A 16,647-nucleotide genomic window follows, 5' to 3' on the forward strand; every position below is an offset into this window, starting at 1 on the left:
TGTTATCGTGATTCGAGATACAGAGATGAACAAAGAACACATTGTCGGAACAAATGTACATGATGTGCTTTACATTGATGATGATGGAAAGATAGCATACCGCAACCTGCAAAATAGTGGAGGATTGCGAGACTGGTATCAATTCAAGGGAGATCGCACTGCGCCCTATAGTGATGAAGTCCTTATAAAAATGGTGACATTTGAAGAATTGCAGGAGATATATCAAGAACAAATATCCCGATATGAGAAAAGAGCAGCAAAGCTTGACAAAATTATGCAAGCTGTTTTTGACGAAGATGAATAAACCTCTTGTGAGGCAAAGCGTGGAACAGACGGTATAACGAAAAAGAGCGGTATTTCCGCTCTTTTGGTGCGTTCGGAACATATTGGTGACGACAACAACATGACGTGATTCGGATCGGAGGCAGCGGCGTGAGGGCATACGGCGACTATATCAGGGAGACAAAGCGGCTCTTGCAGAACTATACAAAGATGAAGGTCGCCGCCACGAATCTCACAGAAGAGATCGATGCGCAGGAGATGATTTTGCGTGATGAATCCATATCCTCCATCCAGTACGGGGACGATCGCATCAGCGGCGGGACAAGGGAGTTGACTACAACGGAGGCGGCCGCTATACGTCGCATTAAGCTTGAGGGGCATATCCGCGATATGCGGATCCGCAGAGATGAAATAGAGCGCACAATACGGGCGATTGATCGAGCCTTTGAGTCGCTGGATGATGCAGATGTGGAGCTGCTACAAGGGCGGTATATGCGGGGGCAGTCGTGGATAGAGATCGCAGATGCTCTGAACTATACGGAGAAGTGGGTGCGAGACAAAGGTGGAAAGGCACTTCGTGATGTAGCATTGATGTTGTTTGGGGTTATCGTGAGACCAGCGCAGTTGAAAATTAAATTTGAAAATTAAACTCGAAACCTGCACTTTGCTATTTACAAAACCTGAAAAAGTGGTATCATATATGACATCAAAGTTCAGGGGATGCCTATGGGACATTATGAAAAGTTGCTTCAAAAAATAGAAAACAACCCTGCTGATGTCACGTTTGATGAGTTGGAAAAGCTAATGACGAAAGTAGGCGGATTTGAGTGTCGAAAAGGAAAAGGTGACCATTACACTTTTTCGCATCCTGATCTGACCGAAATCGTAACAGTGGATTCCAAGGGGAAAAGAGACCCTTTAAAGGCAGTATATGTAAAAAGGGCTTTAAAAGCGTATAGATATGTAAAAGGTATTTAAGAAGGAGTGTTTGCATAATGGCTAAAATTGATGAATATCAGGTCACTCTTTCTGCACTGTCAAAAGACGATGGGGGCGGATTTTTAGCAGAAGTTCTTGAGCTTCCTGGCTGTATTGCGGATGGGGAGACAAAGGAAGAAGCATTGAGGAATATTTCTGATGCTATTGAGTCGTGGATTTCGACAGCAAAAGCAGAAGGTCGAAATATTCCTGAGCCTAAATTATATGTAGATGAGTCCCCAAGTGGGAAATTTACTACGCGTGTTTCAAAGAGTTTACATGCTGCATTGATCAGGACTGCCGAACAAGAGGGGGTCAGTTTGAACCATCTGGTAAATACGTTTCTTGCTATGGGAATCGGGTGCAATCACTCCTTCTTAGAAAGGGGAAAAATAAAACATGGATCGAATAATGAGGAACGCAGTGCGATAAATTCTATTATCGTTTCAGTTCTTGAGCAAAACAAAACTCAATGGAAGCATGTAGGAGAGAAACATAAAGTGGTTCATTTGGATGCATATCAAAGGGAGGCAAGATAAATGAAGGAAAAATATAAAATCCTATCAAAATTGCAACTTATCGAATTCACGTTAGAAAGTATCCATGGACGACATATTAATGAGGATGAGATCGAGGTTAAAAAAATAGAAGATATCTCAAAGTGGGATGCTTCTTATGAAGTGACAAAGAACAATGAGCTTATTATTAAGGTTTCGTGTATAGCAACATTTGAGCCGAAAATATTTTTCTGTATAGAGACTAAATTTTCGGTGAGGTATAAAATAGAAGATAAAGTTTCAAGCAAAGAAATAGAAAATGACTTGGAACTTCTTGCTCAACCTTGTGCAGCACGAAATACTATGCTTGTTGGATATGTTTCTGAATATATCACAGGAACGCCGTTTATCACGATCCCCTTTGTTGATCTTGGTGGGCATAGGAAGGAGGAAGAATAAAAGTTTTATTTCAACATACATTTTGCTTCCGTTTTACTTCCCTTTTACTTCCTTGTTTTCGCCGAAAAACCTGCTATACTGTTAGTATGGGTGGTTTGGAACGCGCCGCCCGCTGTTTCCTCCTTCCTACACGGATACCTCCTTGCGGATAGCCGTCTCAATCGAGGCGGCTTTTTTGTTGGGGGGAATGAGACGTAAATTTCTGCGATTTTTTATAGATCGTCGGCGGGAGATATAAATTTTTATGGGACACGGCTGCGGCGGTGTCCTTTTTGATTGCAGAGGAGGCGGATGTGTGGACGATATAACCCTGCTCCGTGGGGATTGTTTCGAGCGGATGAAGGAGATAGAGGACGGGAGTGTCGATATGATTCTCACCGATCCGCCGTACAACATTGGCGTTCAAACGAAAACAAAAGGGAAGGAGAAAACAAACGCATGGGACAAGATCGGCGATTATCCCGTCTTTATGCGCCGCTTCTTCGCTGAATCCGCCCGCGTGCTGAAAGACAGCGGCGTTCTTTATATGTGGCACAATGATATGCCGCAGATCGCCGAGATTATTCATGATGTGCATGAGCGTGGACAGTTTCAGCTTATCAGTTTCTGCGTCTGGGACAAGGGGAAAAGCTATCGGGCGCGGTCGTGGCTGAACCGCAATCCCGGACAGTTGCGGCAGTGGTTCAACCGTTGCGAGTACTGTCTGCACTTCTTCAAAGTGGGGACGGGGGTATGGGCGCATTCTATAGGAGTAGATCGAATCAACAGCAACCCCGACTGTTACCGTTCGATAAAGGATTGGTACGTTACTGAGAAAAAACGCCTTGACCTCACAGATGATGACATCTCCGCCGCTTATAAGACTACAACGGGGAAAGAAGCATATATGATTTCAAGACATTATTTCAAAGATTCCCAATTTGCAATTCCGACGCGTGCAGTGTGGGAGGCTGTTTATGAGCCGTTGGGCTTCGGCAAGAACTACGAGGAGCTGCGGCAGGAGTATGAGGGACTGCGGCGAGAGTATGAGGGATTGAGGCATACGCACGTAAACGATGCGGCGCACTGCAATGTGTGGGAGAGGGGAACGATTCCGATGCAGAAGCGTTTCCATACCTGCGAAAAACCCGTTGATATTCTCTCGCGTACCATCCGTACAAGTTCGCGTACGGGTGATACCGTTCTTGACCCATTCATGGGCAGCGGTTCAACGGGCGTCGCTTGCGTGCAGGAGGGGCGACGGTTCATCGGAATAGAACTTGATCCAAAGTATTTCGAGACGGCAAAGAAGCGCATAGAGGAAGCGCGGGGCTTGTTTGCGTAAAAATGTGCAGAGGAGGTGGCATGATGCAGCGGTTACAGGAAAATTTTTGTGTGGAATTTGTACGCTGTGGAAATGCCACCGAAGCTTACAAGCGTGCGGGTTACAAGCCTCGTTCGGATAAAGTTGCTGGGACAGCAGCGGCAAGATTGTTGGGAAATGTTGGTATTCAGTCACGTATTGCAGAACTCCGCCGCGAACTGGATTCGCACAAGATCATGGACGCGGCTGAACGTCGCGAACTACTCACACAATTTGCCCGTGATGAGGAGACAGGAAAGGCAGATCGTCTCAAAGCAATGGATTTGCTCAACAAGATGGACGGGGTATACATCAACAAGACGCAGGTGAGCGGGGCGGACGGTGCACCGCTTGTTTTCCGATGGGAGGGTAAAGATGTCTGAGATTGTCATACCGTACACGCCGCGCCCGATCTGGAAAGATACGATTCATCCTGCGCTCGCAAAGAACCGCTTTGCCGTTCTGGTCTGTCACCGTCGTTTCGGCAAGACGGTCGGTACGGTGAACGAGATGATTAAAAAGGCGGTGCTCAACGAGAAGAAAGCACCTGTCTATGCCTACGTTGCGCCGTACCGCAATCAGGCAAAACGCGTGGCGTGGGAGTATCTGAAATACTATACGAATCCAATCCCTGGGCGTGCGGTGAATGAATCGGAGCTCTATATTGAGTTGCCGACAAGACACGCACGCTCACCGGGCGCACGGCTCTATATCATCGGCGCAGATCATCCCGATGCGCTGCGTGGTATCTACCTCGACGGTGTAATCCTTGATGAGTATGCGGATATCAAGCCGGAGCTCTGGGGCGGCGTTATCCGTCCTGCGCTTGCAGACCGCGAAGGATGGGCGGTGTTCATCGGAACGCCGAAGGGACAGAATCAGTTCTATGAGATGTACCAGCACGCGGAGAAGTCGGCGGGTTGGTACTCTTGTATTTATAGGGCGGATGAGACGAACGTGCTTCCCGCCGAAGAGCTCAAGGATATGCAGGCGCAGATGACAGAGATGGAGATTCGGCAGGAGCTCCTATGTGACTTTACCGCCTCTGCATCGGATGTGGTTATCCCGATTGATCTTGTCACGGAGGCAGCGGGGCGCGAGATGGATGCGGAGGATGTGCAAGGGCAGCCTGTCATTCTTGGCGTTGATGTGGCGCGGTTTGGCGATGATCGTACCGTGATCTGTGTGCGGCAGGGACTTCTCCTGCGTGAGACACGGACGTTCACGGGGCTTTCCACGATGGACACAGCAAGTGCAGTCGTGTCCTGCTACACGGAGTTTTCTCCTGCGGCGGTGTTCGTTGATGCGGGGGCAATGGGGGCGGGGGTGATTGACCGCCTCCGTCAGCTCGGCTATACGCCAACGGAAGTGAATTTCGGTGCGGCGGCGATGGATACCGAGCGTTACGCCAACATTCGCGCCGAGATGTATTTCAAGTGCCGTGACTGGCTGCAAGGCGGCGGTGCAATCCCGCAGAATACACAGCTCAAGACAGAGCTTGCCTCTGTGGAGTACAAGTTTAGCGCAAGTGGGCACATTCTTCTTGAGCCGAAGGAGAAGGTAAAGGAGCGCATGGGCAAAAGCCCTGACCTTGCGGACGCGCTTGCGCTCACGTTTGCGATGCCGGTCTATGTGCCGCATGGCAGGTATTATGAGGCACGCCGCCGTGGGAACATCCGCAAGGCGGGAAGTATGTGAAAGGAGGTGGGGCAATGCAGGGAAACGCGGCAGCGTATGACGCTGCGCAAAATGCCGCCCCGGAGGAGATTAGCCTTGCAACGCTTTCCCCCGAGGCGGTCAAAAAGATTATGACCGCCTACAAGGCAGGGCGTGATGTCGCGGATCACTATTATACGGCGACGGTCGAACCTGCGCTCATTCGCCGCTATAACGTGTACCGAGCGGACACAGACCACTATCGGAAGAAGTTCAAAACGCTCTCTGCGTACAGTGACTGGGTGTCGCGGGACGTTAAGACAACAATCGACTGGATTATGCCGTCGCTCATGGAGGTGTTCACCGGCTCGGACGATCCTGTGGATATCGCAGGTGTGAACGTGAACGATGATGACAACGCAAAGAAGATTCAGCAGCTTCTCTGCTATTTTGTGACGCGCAAGAACAGCTTTTTCACGTTCATGTATAACTTTCTGCGCGACGGTCTTACCATCAACATGGGATGCGCGAAGGTCTACTGGAAGCGTGAGGAAGAACGTCAGCCGATGGAGGTGCTCGCCGATGCACAGATGATGCAGATGATTCTTGCGGGCGAGGCGGCGGGGCAGGTGGAGATCAAGGAAGCCGTTCCTGTGACGCCGCTCGGGGATCTCCTGCGCGTGACATTTGATGTCGTCAATGTCAAGGTCAACCAGCCGATCATCGAGAACATGAGCCCGTCGGAGCTGCGCTTTACGCCCGAGGCACGCGATCTTCATGCGGCAAAGTTCGTGGCGCAGCGGAAAAAGGTGCGCGGGGACTACCTCAAGCGCATGGAGGCGCAGGGGGTTTACCAAAATGTCGATGCGGCGATGGCAAAGGCGGGCGAGGGCGCACGGAAAACGCCGCTTCTGGACAAGCTGCATAATAAGCACATTGAGGAGATGCACGGACGGCTCTCGGACGGGGATAATGCCTCTAAGGAGTTTGACCTTTACGAAGCCTATCTCAAGGTGGATTTCAATGGCGACGGAATCTATGAGAACATCATCGTTCATGCGGTCGGCGATGTTCCGCTTAAGATTCAGGACAATGTGTTTGAGATGCCGCCGTTTTTTATCTTCTCCCCCGAGCATGACGCTTATGCCATTTTCGGCGAGGATTCCATCACGGATACGCTCGAACAGCTGCAAGACCTCAAGACCGCGCTCATACGGCAGATGATTATTGCGGTCGCAAAGAACAATGTGCCGCAGAAATTTGTCGACGAGAAAAACGTCGATATGGACGCGATGCTGGACGGGGATGAGATTGTCCCGGTCAAAAATGGAGTTCCTGCAAGTCAGGCGGTCTTTCAGCCGCCGCCGATTCAGATTGACAGCTCTGCTATGACGCTGGTGCAGTATGCGCAGAACGAGATCGAGAGCCAGTCGGGCAGTACGCGGTACAATCAAGGACTGGATTCCTCCAGTCTCAATCGCACGGCGACGGGCATCTCGGCGATCATGGGCGCGAGTGACAAGAAGATCAAGCTGATCGCGCGTCTTGCGGCGGAGACGGCGTGGATTCCGATTGTGAAGTTCCTCATCCTGCTCTGCCAAAAGTTCGTGGACGACGGGCAGATGATTCGCCTTGCAGATGAAAGCATCGCCATCCGTCGCGAGGAGATCAGCATTGACTATGACCTTATCGTCAATGTCGGGCGCGGGGCTTCCTCCAAGGAGATACAGATTCAGTACCTCATGGTGCTCATCAATCAGCTCTATCCGAAACTGGAGATGATCGGGATTGTCAATGCCGAATCCTGGTACAACGTGACGAAGGAGCTGCTTGAGGTCATGGGCATCCGCTCGACGGAGAAATATCTGCTCGATCCAAGCGGCGATGTGTTCCAACAGCAGCAAGCACAGGAACAGCAAGTGCAGCAGGCGGCAATGGAGAAACAGGACGCGCTTACCCAGGCGGAGCTTCAGCTAAAGCAGGATGATGTAAAGGCAAAGACGCTCGCACGGCTTTCGGCAAAGTTCTCGGATTTGCCGATGGATGCACAGATTGCCGCGCTCTCGCAGCTCGGGCTTTCGACCAGTCCTGCGGCGATGGCAGAGAAGATTGCACGCGACGAGCGGCTTGCCAAAAGCCATGAAAAAGCTTATCGGGCATGGCATGAAGGGAGGGAGAGCGGATGGAATACATGGATAAGATGAAGCTGCAGGAACGCGCCGCAGAGGGCGCGGAGGCGGCATTTCTCCTCACAGAGAAGTTCTCGGGCAAGTGGCTTGCGCAGGTGGAGGGAAATGTACTGGATCGCCTGTGCCGCGCTGCGGATGTGGGGGAACTCATGAAGATCCAGGCAGACTATCAGGCGGCGCGTGACTTTTACGACGGTCTTTTGAGCGTGTCACGCAAGGGGCGCGAAGCGGCGAAGAAGCTCCACGAGGAGCATAGAAGTGATTGAGGAGGATACCGAATGAATGACTGGGTTTATGACTTACAGAGATTTGCAGAGGGAGATGCATCGGAGAGCACGGCAGCGGATACGCCCGCTGCTCCTGCGGAGCAGGGCGTGCAGGAGGACGCTGCCACGGGTCAGGGAACGTCGTCCGCCGTAGAGCAGCCGTCCGCGGGCGGTTTTGGCGTCGTCGTCGATCCCGTGACGGGGGCACGCTCGCTTGTCCCGATTCACGCGGCAGAGGAAGCGGAAACGCCCGCGCAGGAGGAACAGCCCGAAACGCCCGCCGCACCGGCGGCCTATACGGCGAATGAGCTTCTTGCCGCATTGACAACGGGGCGCGTCGATGAATCCCGCATTCCTGAGGAACTGCGGGCAAACTATGTCGCCATTCGCCAGCAGCAGCAGATCGCCGCACTCACGGCGCAGCAGCAGATGGCGGCAGCACAGCCGCCGCCGCAACAGGACGTGCCGCCGTCCCCACAACACGGGACGGACATTTATCGCAGGATTCAAAGTGCGGCGGAGGAGAAGGCACTCAAGGATCTTGGGATTACGCGGGAGCAGCTCTCCGAGCTTTCCTATGCCGAATCGGATGAGGATGCCAAGAAGGCGGAGGAGTACCGCGTCGCGGTTCAGATGAACGTGAACGCAATCGCACGCGAGATTGACGCGTACCAGATGAACCTTGCCAAGCAGCGGGCGGAGGCCGAGGCGTTTGCGGCGGAGTTCGTGCCCAAAATGCAGCAGGTACAGGCATCTGAGCCGAACTTCAACCAGATCGATGTGATGATGGAGACCTTCTATCAGCAGCTGCCCTATCAGGAGGCGGTACAGGTGGCAGAGCTCATCGAACGGTACAGGCAGGGACTGTGTACGCGTGCGGACATCCCCTTGATCGAATCTTACTACAACAAGACCCGTGCGGCGTTTTACGCGAAGCAGACGGGGCTTTCTCCTGCGCCTACGCCTGCGCCGAAAGCAACGCCGCCGACGGTAGAGGGTGCGGGCAAGGTTGCACAGAGCGCACCTGATCCGGTGGATTGGAGTGCAATGCGAACGATGGGCGTGCGGGAACGGAATAAATTCCTACGGGCGCATCTTCACTAAGGTTTATTTTACGAGAGGTGATTATTTATGGCATTGGTAGCAAAGTCGGTGTCGCAGTCCACAACGTACGAGGCGGTCGGCACGAAGGATGATTTCAGCAAAATCGTTACGAACATTGACCCTGACATGACATTTTTCCTGTCCAATTTCGGGACAGCGGCGGAGGCGAAGAGCCTCAAGTTCAACTGGACAACGGAAGGTCTCAAACCTCCGCAGGAGAACGCATATCCCGAAATGACGGACTATACGACCGATAAGGTCGGCTCGCTCGCGCAGTGGGATAACCGTTGCCAGCACTTCATCAGCACGGGACGCGTGACGGATGCGCAGAAGAAGCACGCGAAGGAGTATTCCCCTGAGGATGAGTTTGCACGCCAGAAGGTGAACGCGTTCAAGCAGCACGCACGCGACATTGAGTACGCGCTTGTATTCAACCGCGCACCGCGTGATGAGTCTCCGGGCAATCCCGCACTCACGGGCGGTGTCCGCTACTTCCTTGAAGAAGAGGCTGAGGACGTGACCTTCACAGGGAATGTCTGTGCGGCAACGACGGATCACAAGCTCGACACGGGCGATTTCGTCTACTTCAAGGCAAAGCCGGGCACCGGAAACAAGCTCCCGACTGAAATCGTGGCGAATCTTCCTTACTACATTCGCAAGGATGCGGATCCGAAGAAGTTTACGCTGTTTAACAGCATGGATGACGCGATCAAGAACGTCAATCAGGTCACGCTTTCGACGGCAGGTCAGGGCGTCCAGATGGTGAAGAACAACGTCTTCAGTGCGGGGGACACACTCTTCACTGAGGATCATATCAATGACTGCATGGAGATGTGCAGCAAGCGCGGCGGCAATCCGACACTTGCGGTCATGTCGGGGCGCCTCAAGCGTCGTTTCTCGGCGATTGTCACGGGCGGTGCAACCAAGCAGCGCGGGTCGAAGGAGAAGACGGCGACCAACATCACGGATGTGTACGAATCCGACTTCGGCGTGATTCGCGCCGAGGTACACCGTATGTACCCCGATACGGTGGTGGATGTCATGGACATGAACTACTGGGATATGAAGTGGTTTGACCGCACGCACGAGGTTCAGGGGCTTGCCAAGAAGGGCTCGTACGAGGAATTCGTCATCGAATCGTGGCTCGGGCTGCAGGGGACGCAGCCGAAGGCTTCGGGGTCGATCTACAACATCAAGCGTGCCTAAGAGCGCATAGACAGAGGGCTTACCTGTTGGGGGTGAGCCCTTTTGTATGGGAGTGATTCGATGATTCTGAAACAAAAAATCTATGAGGAGGATGGGAAGACGATCCTGCGCAACACGTTCGACTGTTCGGAAGCAATCGACACGGCAAAGCAGGTGTCGGATGAGGGCGGGCGCGGGAAGAACATTATTCCGCTGGGTTTTATCCCGCCCGAATATTGGCAGTTCGACCCGTGGCTCATCGAGGCGCGGAAGGCGCAGTGCGCGGGCGATCAGGCAGAGTTTTTGCGCCTTTTGCGAAAGTTCTTTGCCCTGCATCCTGCCTTTGCCGTAAAACGGGACCACGCACGGCGGTATTGGGGAGGAGGTATAACGTGTGATTGACGCAAAGCATCTGAAAGAAATGGTGCGCTGGAAAGAGAAGGACATGGACGAGGTGAAATTCTCGGACTATGAGATTTACCACGCCATGAATGAGGTCTTGCGCTATCTCCGCGCACACCTTGCCAATATGCAGAGCGAGCTGCTCGAACGTGAGAAGGTATACAAGGCGGACGATTTCACGGATGGTGCGGCACTCCTGCCCGATGATTTCACCTCCGTCAAGGGGGTCTACCGTCTTTCCGATCGCTACCGACTGCATGCCGTCGCGGACGACCATGTAACGCCCGATACGTTCCGTCTCTTTGCGGGGCGCATTTACGCGGTGTGCGGTATTCTGCTCCACTACTACGGCAGTCTCCTGCCCGTGAAGGAAGGCGATCCCATTCCTCTGCCGGATACCTACGTTGATCCCATCGTCAAGCTCACACGGATGGTGCTGAACAACACGGATGTGGATACGATGACACAGGCGGTGATGGATGCGGTGAATGCGATTGTTCCACGCCGCAAGTGGAGCAATGCACGGGCGAAGATGCCGTTTTTTGTCTGAGGTGATGTCATGAAAACGAGCAAAGCGATTGACGAGATCAAGGCAGCAGGACATGACATTTCGGATGAGTACAGCCGCGCAGAGTGCATCGGCTTCCTCAACACGGCGATTCATGAGGTGTCGGGGCTTCTCATTGCGGCAAACTCTCCGATGATGGTGCAGGAAATCCTTATTCATGATGGGGAGAGTATACCGGAACACTATGTGCGTGCGGCGGGGCAGTACCCGATGCGCATCACGGGACAGGCAGTACGGTTCATTGATCCGATGATGAGTGAGATACGCTTTCGTTATTTTGCGACCATGCCACTGCTTGACGATGAGACAGGCGGTTTGCCATTCCCGCATGATGCACTCAATAAATATGTCCTCAAAATTGCGATTCTCCACGCTCTCAATCGCAATGAGTATGATATTACGCAGGACAAGGCCCTTGCCGATGAATTCCGTTCAATTCTCACGGGGGCGGTGATGGGGAATGGCTGAGATTCAGAAAAAAGTTCTCCATACACCGCCTCTTCCTACTGCGATTCAGGGCGATGGTCGGTATCTCCTCTCTGTCCTGCGCAGCTTCATGCAGGAGCAAACGACGCAGATCAATGCGGCGAACAGTTTTACGGCGGATGAGGTGGAGGCGGATAAAGAGGGGAAGATTCTTTCTCCGCGCAACTTCCGTCTGACATTCTCGCGGCTCGGTGGACTCTTGCAATGGGATCATTCTCTCGGCGCAAAAGAGCTGAACTATTATGAGGTTCGGACGAATAAGAATGTCGGCAGTGAATTTGGGCTGTTGGAACGAACAACTCTTTCGGAATCTGCACGCCTGCCGCCGAGTTATGCAGGGCACATCTTTCTCTTTGCCATTGATCGACAAGGGCAGGTTAGTCACCCGGCAGAACTCAGTTATACCAAGGCACGCCCCACAAAGCCGCGCGATGTTGCGATGACAAAGACACAGGAAGGAACGCTCATCACTTTCCTTGAGATACCACTGGACTGCATCGGCGCATACATCTATGTCAACGATGTGCGCTATGAATCTGTGGATAATATCTTTCTCTATACTGGTGGAGCGATCATTGAACGACTTCGTGTTGCGTACTATGACCAATACGGTGAGGGCGAATCCGAGGTTCTTTACTGCGTTATGCCCGATGTGGAAAACTTCATCGTGGAGCGTAATGGCCCGCAGCTAGATTTTATGTGGGATCCACTGTCCATTTATAACGTACGGTATGAAGTCAAGGTTGGAATTACCCCCGAGTGGGATAAGGCTCTTACGATTTTCACGACGAAGCTCAATAAGCATCGTTTTATTTATCCAAACACGGGGCGTTACTACATGCTCATCAAGGCGATTGACGAGCATGACAACTACTCCAAAAACGCCTCGTTTTTTTTGCTCACGAATGAGACAGATATCCACAAAAATGTGATTATCCGGCTCGATCAGGAAAAGACGGGCTACAACGGAAATAAGATCAATCTCTACTACGACATGGCGCGTGAGTCTCTGCTTCTCGAAAAGGACGCACTGCGTGGGGAATATCTCATCGATGTGAGGCTTCCGCAAAAGTACCGTGCCCGCAACTGGCTTGAGGCAAGCGTCATCGGTGAGACAAACAGCAGCCTTGTCTTTGACGATTTGGATTTCGCATGGAATAGCGAAGAAGCTGCGAATACTATGTGGAATGGCACGGTAGGCGACCTCAGAGGTGTTGAGGTACTGCATGAGATTGCACGCTATGATCCTTTGGATACAGCGCGTTTTCTTGCAGTAATTTCACTGGACGGCACACTCACAGGAACGGGAGCGACGGTGCGTACGCAGAAAAATGTCGTGTATGCGCCATCACGATGGACACAGGGGCTGCGCCTCTCGTGGAAAAGTGATGTGTCCTATGAGCTGCAGATTCCACAGCAGTTCTCGTTGATGTTCTGGATTCGTCTGCGGGATGGCCTGTCTGATACGCGGATTCTCGCACTGACAGGCGATGGCAGTCTCGTGCTTGAATATGACCGCCGTCTCAATGATTTCCGCATTGTCGGTTCGGATGGTGTCTATGTGCGTGCAGCAATCGCATTTCGACCGAACGACTGCCTTGCCGTCGGCATTGTGCAGGAAGCGGCGGTGCGGCGGCTTTTCTTATACAGCCTCGCAGGGGATGTGTGCACAGAGGGGAGCGCAGCGGCGAAACCGCTCAAGAATCTCATGCGCCTTGTCTTCGCGGGGACATTTGAATAGGAGTGATGAATATGAACAAGGTAGATGGCATTCATCTCAAAGGTTCTTTCGAGGGTGTCCTGCACCATGCGGACGGTACGGAGGAGGTTGTACGCAAGGACAATCTCATCGTGAACGCGGGCTTTGACCTCATCTTTGAACGGTTGTTCCAGCCGCAGCTCGATAACTCGCAGAATAAGGTTTTGCGGTATATCGCTGTCGGGACGGGGGCGAATGCGGCTGCGCCGGAGCAGACGAAACTCACGAACTTTCTTGCGGCACAGTTTGCACAGTATTTCCATACAAATGGAACAAAGGAGTGCAAACTTGTCGCGACATTTGGTACAGGGCAGGCAATTGGTGCAATCACAGAGGCAGCGGTCTGTTACTGCAATGATGGTATGCCATCGGCGACAAACAACTACGGCATCATTGACCGTGTGACCTTCCCTGTTGTGAATAAGGGGACGGAGGATGTTTACACATTGACGTTCAAGTTTGTGCTCGGAGAGCTTACGGGCTGAGGTAGGAGGCATGTGAGATGAGTGCGGAGAAAAAACAGACAGAGCCGAATTTCCGCCTCATACATCCATATACTTTTGACGAATGCGCTTTTGACTTTGCCGATCCACGCACGGAGCGTATATTTGCGCTGTTCGGTGCGGTGGAGATCACGCAGAATCACGCGGAGACGGTTGGGGTGGATGGTGCGTTTTCCAGTGTGACGGCATATCACACCACTCTTGCAGAAAACGTTGCTCTTGCGACGGATTCTGTTCCAGTAGAGGTTTCCCCTCATATCGTTACGGTGCAGGTTAGCGCAAAGGATTCGGTTCTCGTTGCCGAGAAAGAGCCAATACGTGTGGAGTTCGTGGAGCAGGTCGGTCTTGGTACGGTGCTTCTTCATGCACAGCACGGACATATTTATATCAATTTTACAGAGAAAATCGGGGTTTCGTCGGTGATTTTGCCGCCGATACAGACAGAAATCGTCGAGCAGATCGGTATTCGTGACGAGAGGATTCCACAGCCACAGTCATATTTTTCAGAAGCACTGGGATTTGACGGTACGCAGCAGGAGGGACAGGAACTCTCGTTTATCCTGCGTGATGGAGGCGGTCTCCTGGATTCCCAAGGACAGGTGTTCACAGCGCATCGTTCTTTTGCTGAGGAGATCTCCATGCAGGAAGAGACGCATGGAGTTTTGCATTTGTATTGGTCGTTTGTGGAGCGGATCAGTCTGCGTACGGAGATCCTGCCGCCGCTTTCCACATTGCTTGTGGAGGGGATCTGCTTACAGGGCGACAGAATCCCACAGCCACGTTCTCTGCTTTCGGAGAAGTTTGTGGTTTTAGAGGCACTTGTTCCGCCTCTTATGTCTCATTTCACAGAGCGTATTGGGTTCTATGACACCGTAGTACGTGCAAGTGATGCCTCTATTTCAGGGGTTGCCGTTGGCAATGGTATGACGCTCGCAGAGTTCAAGAGCCGTCTCATGCGCCCCATTGGATACGAGATGTTCCGCCCGTTCCATGTCGGTGAATACGAGTATGAACAGGCACTTGTCCGCATCTCTATGACAACGGGCAGCCTCGGTGCAATCCCGCAAATCTATGATGTCGTGATGAATGTGGATATCGACGACACCGTTGACCGTGGCACGGCACACGTGGAGGCAAAGGAAACGGAGATTCCGTATCACAAACATTACTATACGAAGCCGGAGGTCACCGTTTCGCTCCAACGCGGGAATACGGGAGACGGAACTCTCACGCCTGAGATCACGATGATCGGGACGGACTTTTTCCGCTGTATCCTACATAAGCGCGACGGTACGGCGGCAACAGGGACAGTTTCATGGACGGCAGTTGGCTACTAGAGGAGGGCGGATATGCAGGATTTCAAAATGCTTCAGGGACAGGACAACGTCAAGAATAGTAGAGGGACGATCAACGATAACTTTGCAGCGGTGGCAAGCAATTTTGCGGGTGAGTTCTTCCCTACGGCGAATCTCTACGTCGGTATGAAGTGCTATCGCACGGACGAGCAGAAAACCTATACACTGCGTCAGCTTGATCCTGTGCGCTGGGACGAGGACGCGGCGGGGGTTCTCAAAAACGAGCGGAATATCAGCCTCACGGGTAAGGCAACGTCGGAGGCGGCGGGGTTTGACGGCTCTGCAGACGTTACGATCAATGTCACGAAAGTGGAGGCAGATTCGTGTACGGGGAATTCTGTCACGGCAACGACGGCAGCAAATGTGAAGGGGGTAATCTCTTCGCAGAATGCGCCGCGTCATGTCTGGTTCTCTGCGGTGCAGACGGAGACGCAGCGCGAATACGCAAACGACTTTACCTATAACCCCGCCTCTGGTACGCTTGCCGTCCCGCGCATTGAGGGAACGGTGACGAATGCCGCCCATGCGAATGCAGCAGACCGTGCTGCGGCAGATGGGAACGGGGCGAATATCCCCGCTACCTACACGCCGAAGAATGGTACGGGGGCGACAGGGACATGGGGTATTAACATTTCGGGACGTGCGGAGAGTGCAGGGCGAGCGGAGGTCGCAGACAGGATCAATGGCAACGTGCTCGTTTTTGGCAACGGCACAAAACTTTGGGTGGAATAATGGGAGAACTTGGAAAACGCCTCTATGTGGAGAGGCTCGGCGGCATCCGTAATTCATGCCCCCTTTATACAACGATCAGTGAGGCGAGCGGATATGGTGGGGCACTTCCCCTGAATGTTGGTAACATTCAATGCTATGCGCCTCTGTGTCCCGTTGGTTCGAGCGAGGCAATCGGCGGCTATGTGGAACGCCTTGGAGGCGTGCGCATGGCAATCGCACGAACAGGGATAAAACCTGTTGACCCGCCGAAACCACCAGACCCGCCGACACCACCGCCGCCACAGTACAGAGTGCTCGGTACGGTGCGGCTGATGACAAATCTATTGGGAGGAGGAGCAAGAGATATCCACATTGGACAAAACGGGGAGCGCATCCATATCGGAAGTGGCGAATATTATCTCTGGACCACCGACTTTCACCCTATTCTTCCAGATGGTACCAAGAGAATTCGCATATCGGATGCTACGGGATTGCGTAACTTCCGTGGGCACAGCGGATTAGAGGGGTTGGAGTGCAATGTTCCACAGAACAGCAATATTAAACGCGTCACGGCAAGCCAGCTCGTGGGCGGGCATCCGTATCGCAATGTTTCCACGCAGCTCTATTTCCATGACATCAGCGGGAAACATATCGCCTCGGGAGGAATTCTGCTCTTTGATATGAGCCATATTTCAAACATCGCGAACGGATTCTATAAACGTCGCGTACTCTTTGATGTTACTTGTCTTGGGTAGAAAACGGTATTCAGACATATATTGTATTGACAACAGGCATGTGAAACCTTGACACGGACAGGGACACACGGCGACTTGTTTTGAATGATTGAGTGAAAAGCACGCATCTTCGGATGGTGCTTTTCTTGTACGCAAAATAGGAGGTGAGAC

The 16,647-nt window shown here is 52.5% G+C and carries 20 protein-coding genes; all 20 read left to right on the forward strand.

The window, feature by feature from the left end; genetic code table 11:
- The coding region (locus tag ACO6BQ_RS04240; protein ID WP_489119674.1) for a hypothetical protein at positions 1-304 on the forward strand (304 nt) is incomplete at its 5' end.
- A gap of 128 nt (positions 305-432) precedes the next feature.
- Positions 433-930, forward strand: a complete 498-nt coding sequence (locus ACO6BQ_RS04245) for a hypothetical protein (RefSeq protein WP_489119675.1) — start codon at positions 433-435, stop codon at positions 928-930.
- 78 nt (positions 931-1,008) lie between these two features.
- A complete protein-coding gene (locus ACO6BQ_RS04250; RefSeq protein ID WP_489119676.1) occupies positions 1,009-1,260 on the forward strand; it encodes a type II toxin-antitoxin system HicA family toxin in 252 nt (83 codons plus the stop codon).
- Between the two features lie 17 nt (positions 1,261-1,277).
- On the forward strand, positions 1,278-1,799 hold the full coding sequence (locus ACO6BQ_RS04255) for a type II toxin-antitoxin system HicB family antitoxin (protein ID WP_489119677.1): 522 nt from the start codon (positions 1,278-1,280) through the stop codon (positions 1,797-1,799).
- Positions 1,800-2,216, forward strand: a complete 417-nt coding sequence (locus tag ACO6BQ_RS04260) for a hypothetical protein (RefSeq protein WP_489119678.1) — start codon at positions 1,800-1,802, stop codon at positions 2,214-2,216.
- 295 nt (positions 2,217-2,511) lie between these two features.
- Positions 2,512-3,540: a DNA-methyltransferase gene (locus tag ACO6BQ_RS04265; RefSeq protein WP_489119679.1), complete on the forward strand. Its 1,029-nt coding sequence runs from the start codon at positions 2,512-2,514 to the stop codon at positions 3,538-3,540.
- 23 nt (positions 3,541-3,563) lie between these two features.
- Positions 3,564-3,941 carry a terminase small subunit gene (locus tag ACO6BQ_RS04270; protein WP_489119680.1) on the forward strand — a complete coding sequence of 126 codons (378 nt, stop codon included), beginning with the start codon at positions 3,564-3,566 and terminating at the stop codon, positions 3,939-3,941.
- Positions 3,934-5,256 carry a terminase large subunit gene (locus ACO6BQ_RS04275; RefSeq protein ID WP_489119681.1) on the forward strand — a complete coding sequence of 441 codons (1,323 nt, stop codon included), beginning with the start codon at positions 3,934-3,936 and terminating at the stop codon, positions 5,254-5,256. Before ACO6BQ_RS04270 ends, ACO6BQ_RS04275 begins: the two co-directional genes overlap by 8 nt.
- Positions 5,257-5,270: 14 nt before the next feature.
- Positions 5,271-7,418: a portal protein gene (locus ACO6BQ_RS04280; protein ID WP_489119682.1), complete on the forward strand. Its 2,148-nt coding sequence runs from the start codon at positions 5,271-5,273 to the stop codon at positions 7,416-7,418.
- On the forward strand, positions 7,397-7,669 hold the full coding sequence (locus ACO6BQ_RS04285) for a hypothetical protein (protein WP_489119683.1): 273 nt from the start codon (positions 7,397-7,399) through the stop codon (positions 7,667-7,669). Before ACO6BQ_RS04280 ends, ACO6BQ_RS04285 begins: the two co-directional genes overlap by 22 nt.
- 12 nt (positions 7,670-7,681) lie before the next feature.
- Positions 7,682-8,773: a DUF1722 domain-containing protein gene (locus tag ACO6BQ_RS04290; RefSeq protein WP_489119684.1), complete on the forward strand. Its 1,092-nt coding sequence runs from the start codon at positions 7,682-7,684 to the stop codon at positions 8,771-8,773.
- A gap of 27 nt (positions 8,774-8,800) precedes the next feature.
- Positions 8,801-9,979: an SU10 major capsid protein gene (locus tag ACO6BQ_RS04295; RefSeq protein ID WP_489119685.1), complete on the forward strand. Its 1,179-nt coding sequence runs from the start codon at positions 8,801-8,803 to the stop codon at positions 9,977-9,979.
- A gap of 60 nt (positions 9,980-10,039) precedes the next feature.
- A complete protein-coding gene (locus tag ACO6BQ_RS04300; RefSeq protein ID WP_489119686.1) occupies positions 10,040-10,360 on the forward strand; it encodes a hypothetical protein in 321 nt (106 codons plus the stop codon).
- Positions 10,353-10,910, forward strand: coding sequence for a hypothetical protein (locus ACO6BQ_RS04305; RefSeq protein WP_489119687.1), 558 nt, complete (start codon positions 10,353-10,355; stop codon positions 10,908-10,910). Before ACO6BQ_RS04300 ends, ACO6BQ_RS04305 begins: the two co-directional genes overlap by 8 nt.
- 9 nt (positions 10,911-10,919) lie before the next feature.
- Positions 10,920-11,396 carry a hypothetical protein gene (locus ACO6BQ_RS04310; RefSeq protein WP_489119688.1) on the forward strand — a complete coding sequence of 159 codons (477 nt, stop codon included), beginning with the start codon at positions 10,920-10,922 and terminating at the stop codon, positions 11,394-11,396.
- A complete protein-coding gene (locus tag ACO6BQ_RS04315; RefSeq protein WP_489119689.1) occupies positions 11,389-13,155 on the forward strand; it encodes a hypothetical protein in 1,767 nt (588 codons plus the stop codon). Before ACO6BQ_RS04310 ends, ACO6BQ_RS04315 begins: the two co-directional genes overlap by 8 nt.
- 11 nt (positions 13,156-13,166) lie before the next feature.
- On the forward strand, positions 13,167-13,658 hold the full coding sequence (locus ACO6BQ_RS04320; RefSeq protein WP_489119690.1) for a hypothetical protein: 492 nt from the start codon (positions 13,167-13,169) through the stop codon (positions 13,656-13,658).
- A gap of 17 nt (positions 13,659-13,675) precedes the next feature.
- Complete coding sequence (locus ACO6BQ_RS04325; RefSeq protein WP_489119691.1) at positions 13,676-15,013, forward strand: hypothetical protein; 1,338 nt, start codon at positions 13,676-13,678, stop codon at positions 15,011-15,013.
- A 12-nt stretch (positions 15,014-15,025) separates the two neighbouring features.
- Positions 15,026-15,763 carry a hypothetical protein gene (locus ACO6BQ_RS04330; protein WP_489119692.1) on the forward strand — a complete coding sequence of 246 codons (738 nt, stop codon included), beginning with the start codon at positions 15,026-15,028 and terminating at the stop codon, positions 15,761-15,763.
- Complete coding sequence (locus tag ACO6BQ_RS04335; RefSeq protein WP_489119693.1) at positions 15,763-16,497, forward strand: hypothetical protein; 735 nt, start codon at positions 15,763-15,765, stop codon at positions 16,495-16,497. The genes ACO6BQ_RS04330 and ACO6BQ_RS04335 overlap by 1 nt, the downstream gene beginning before the upstream one ends.
- The last annotated feature ends 150 nt before the right edge of the window (positions 16,498-16,647 follow it).

The organism is Centipeda sp. (in: firmicutes), from assembly GCF_057271695.1.

Coding starts and splice junctions, on each gene's coding strand:
- ACO6BQ_RS04320 (WP_489119690.1), top strand. CDS start 13,167: ATGAACAAGGTAGATGGCATTCATCTCAAAGGTTCTTTCGAGGGTGTC.
- ACO6BQ_RS04330 (WP_489119692.1), top strand. CDS start 15,026: ATGCAGGATTTCAAAATGCTTCAGGGACAGGACAACGTCAAGAATAGT.
- ACO6BQ_RS04280 (WP_489119682.1), top strand. CDS start 5,271: ATGCAGGGAAACGCGGCAGCGTATGACGCTGCGCAAAATGCCGCCCCG.
- ACO6BQ_RS04260 (WP_489119678.1), top strand. CDS start 1,800: ATGAAGGAAAAATATAAAATCCTATCAAAATTGCAACTTATCGAATTC.
- ACO6BQ_RS04315 (WP_489119689.1), top strand. CDS start 11,389: ATGGCTGAGATTCAGAAAAAAGTTCTCCATACACCGCCTCTTCCTACT.
- ACO6BQ_RS04310 (WP_489119688.1), top strand. CDS start 10,920: ATGAAAACGAGCAAAGCGATTGACGAGATCAAGGCAGCAGGACATGAC.
- ACO6BQ_RS04290 (WP_489119684.1), top strand. CDS start 7,682: ATGAATGACTGGGTTTATGACTTACAGAGATTTGCAGAGGGAGATGCA.
- ACO6BQ_RS04300 (WP_489119686.1), top strand. CDS start 10,040: ATGATTCTGAAACAAAAAATCTATGAGGAGGATGGGAAGACGATCCTG.
- ACO6BQ_RS04275 (WP_489119681.1), top strand. CDS start 3,934: ATGTCTGAGATTGTCATACCGTACACGCCGCGCCCGATCTGGAAAGAT.
- ACO6BQ_RS04325 (WP_489119691.1), top strand. CDS start 13,676: ATGAGTGCGGAGAAAAAACAGACAGAGCCGAATTTCCGCCTCATACAT.
- ACO6BQ_RS04255 (WP_489119677.1), top strand. CDS start 1,278: ATGGCTAAAATTGATGAATATCAGGTCACTCTTTCTGCACTGTCAAAA.
- ACO6BQ_RS04295 (WP_489119685.1), top strand. CDS start 8,801: ATGGCATTGGTAGCAAAGTCGGTGTCGCAGTCCACAACGTACGAGGCG.
- ACO6BQ_RS04285 (WP_489119683.1), top strand. CDS start 7,397: ATGGAATACATGGATAAGATGAAGCTGCAGGAACGCGCCGCAGAGGGC.
- ACO6BQ_RS04270 (WP_489119680.1), top strand. CDS start 3,564: ATGCAGCGGTTACAGGAAAATTTTTGTGTGGAATTTGTACGCTGTGGA.
- ACO6BQ_RS04250 (WP_489119676.1), top strand. CDS start 1,009: ATGGGACATTATGAAAAGTTGCTTCAAAAAATAGAAAACAACCCTGCT.
- ACO6BQ_RS04335 (WP_489119693.1), top strand. CDS start 15,763: ATGGGAGAACTTGGAAAACGCCTCTATGTGGAGAGGCTCGGCGGCATC.